Source organism: Frankia tisae, from assembly GCF_025403405.1.
GTDB lineage: Bacteria > Actinomycetota > Actinomycetes > Frankiales > Frankiaceae > Frankia > Frankia tisai.
In genome coordinates, this window is the sequence record NZ_JANEZT010000572.1 from 1 (window position 1) to 2717 (window position 2717).

A 2717-nucleotide genomic window follows, 5' to 3' on the forward strand; every position below is an offset into this window, starting at 1 on the left:
GGCGAGGGGGGCTCCTGGTGATCGGGGGGGTCCGCGGAACCGCGCCGCGAGGCCGGACGGGAGGCCGGACGGGAGGCCGGCGTCCATCGACGACTTCGACGGTCATCGACGACTTCGACGGTCATGACCGCGACATGCGCCCGCCTCGACGATCCGGACCGAGCGGCGCGGGCACACCATCCTGATCACAACCGAACACGCGGCCCAGGACGACCCGAACGAGGACGACGAGGTGAACGGGCGAGCCGGCAACACCTGATGCCGGTCGCTCAGCCGCCGTGGCGGCGTCCGCGGGCGGCGAAGCTGCGCAGGGCGCGCAGGAAGTCGATCTCGCGGAACGCGGGCCAGTAGGCCTCGCAGAAGTACAGCTCCGAGTAGGCGCTCTGCCAGAGCAGGAAGTTCGACATCCGCTGCTCGCCGGAGGTCCGGATCACCAGGTCCGGGTCGGGCTGCCCGGCCGTGTACAGGTGGCGGGCGATGTCGTCCATGGTCAGCGAGGCGGCGACGTCGGCGAGGGAGTCGCCGGCCTCGGCGCGTTCGTACAGGTGCTCGCGCAGCGCCTCGATGACCTCCTGCCGCCCGCCGTAGCCGACGGCGAGGGTGACGTGGAAGCCGGTCGTGACGGTGCGGGTCGTCTCGACGGCGTCCTTGAGGACCCGCGCGGTGCTGTCGGGCAGCGCGTCGAGCATGCCGGCGAGGTGGACCTGCCAGCGGGCGTCGGGCCGGGCGAGCCGGTCACTGACGACCTGCTCGATGACCTGCATGAGGAAGGCGACCTCGGCGTCGCCGCGGCGCTGCAGGTTCTCGGTCGAGCAGACGAACACGGTGACGTGGCGGATGCCGACGGCCTCGCACCAGGACAGCACGTCCTCGGCGTGCTCGGCGCCGTAACGGTGGCCCAGGCTGGGGTTGGCCAGGCCCATCTCCCGGGCCCACCGGCGGTTGCCGTCCATGACCAGGCCGACGTGCGCCGGCAGCGGGCCGGCCATGACCTGCCGGCGCAGTCGCCGGGTGTAGAGCGCGTAGAGAAGAGGACCCGGCGTCATCTGAACCTTCCGTTGCGTGAGAACGCTCGCGCGGCCTTCACCCGGGCCGCGTCCCATCCCCCGCCGCGGCCGGTGGGGCCGCCGGGAGGAAGCGGCGCACGACGTCGTCGAGCACCGCGGTGTAGGGGCGGTCCAGCCGGCCGCGGGCCCGCATCTCCAGGTAGCGCACGACGACGGCGTGGATCGCGAGGGCGTCCCACTCCGGCTCGGCGGCGGGCAGGCTGCCGTCGGTCCGCCCGTCGGCGAGGACCTCCGCGAGGATGCCCCGGTGTTCGGCGTAGATGTCCTCCAGTGCGTCGGCGATGCCGACGACGAGACCGACCTCCGGGGTCATGAACGTCCGCCCGTCCCGGCTGGCGCGCTCGTCCCAGCCGATCCCGAGCAGCTCCTCGATCCACGCCACGGCGGCCGCCCGGGCGTCACCGGCCCGCCCCACCGCCGCCCGCAGGCTGTCGCGCACCCCGTCGGCGGCCTCCCGTTGCATGGTGAGGACCAGTGCGTCCTTGGACGGGAAGTGCCGGTAGAACGTGCGCCTGTTCACCCCGGCGCCGCGCAGGATGTCCTCCAGCGGAGTGGTCGCGCGCTCCTCCTGGCCGATCAGCCGGTGCGCGGCACGGATGATGGCCCGGCGCTCCCGCTCGGCGCGGCCGGAATCGACCGGGCCCGGCGACCTGCCCGGCACCTGCGCGGCAAACCGGAGCGGCGCCTCAGCCACTGGGGCCCATCCCGCCGACACACCCCTCCGCGCTCGCCTGACCGGGTGCCCGCGCCGGCCGCCGCACGACGGCGTTGACGGGTCGGCGGCGCTGCCCGGCGAGGTGGACGATACCGGAGCCGATCGGGTGCCCTTCCGGGGAGGGTGTCACGAAGGCTGCCACGGGCCGGACGGCGCACTCGAACGCCCGTGTGAGCAGCCTCTGACGCGTCCGTCACCGTTGCGCAGGCCGACTCTCCTACACTGGGTCGACCATGGGCGACTCAACCTCCACGGACATTGTCGACGAGGACGCGGCTCCCGACGGCGGTCACCGGGACCTGCAGGTCGAGCCGGCCGGCACCGAGACCGCGGCCGGCCGGTTGGGCTGGCGCGCGGCGCGCACCCGCAACGCGATCCTCGACGCCTCCAAGAAGCTTTTCCTGGAACGCGGGTATGCCGGCACCCGTATCAACAACATCACCGATGCCTGCGGCATCTCCCGTGCCGGCTTTTATACCTACTTCCGCGACAAACGGGAAATCTTCGACACCCTCGGCCAGGCCACCTTCCGGGAACTCCTCCAGGTCGTCGCGGAGTGGGAGACCATCGCGCGGCCCTGCACCCGGGCCGACGTCGTGGCCTGGGTGTGGCAGTACTTCGCGTTCATGGACCAGCACGGCGCCTTCATCCTCTCCGCGCAGTCCGGCCCGGCGGACGAGAGCGTCGGCGCGGCGAGCAACAAGATGCAGATGCGGGTGGCCTGGCTGCTCGGTGTGCACCTGCGGGGCCGTCAGCGCACGCCCACCGACGCACCCGAGGCGCTGGGCCTGGCGGTGCAGTCGATGCTGGACCGCACCTGGTACCACTGCCACGCCCAGCACCTGCCGGTCGATGACGCCGACGTCGTCAACACGATCGGCGGATTCATCACCGCCGCGCTCGAGGCCTGAGCCCCGCCCGCCAGACCCCCCGGC

3 protein-coding genes are annotated in these 2717 nt (G+C 72.7%); 1 reads left to right on the top strand and 2 read right to left on the bottom strand.

The genetic code is table 11. The features are described 5' to 3' along the window. Nucleotides 1-269 precede the first annotated feature (269 nt). Nucleotides 270-1046, bottom strand: coding sequence for a polyprenyl diphosphate synthase (uppS, locus tag NBZ85_RS29965; RefSeq protein WP_261556837.1), 777 nt, complete (start codon nt 1044-1046; stop codon nt 270-272). A 37-nt stretch (nt 1047-1083) separates the two neighbouring features. After that, nucleotides 1084-1761, bottom strand: a complete 678-nt coding sequence (locus NBZ85_RS29970; protein ID WP_261556836.1) for a TetR/AcrR family transcriptional regulator — start codon at nt 1759-1761, stop codon at nt 1084-1086. A 254-nt stretch (nt 1762-2015) separates the two neighbouring features. Here NBZ85_RS29970 and NBZ85_RS29975 point away from each other — a divergent pair, with 254 nt between their 5' ends. After that, a complete protein-coding gene (locus NBZ85_RS29975; RefSeq protein ID WP_261556835.1) occupies nt 2016-2693 on the top strand; it encodes a TetR/AcrR family transcriptional regulator in 678 nt (225 codons plus the stop codon). The last annotated feature ends 24 nt before the right edge of the window (nt 2694-2717 follow it).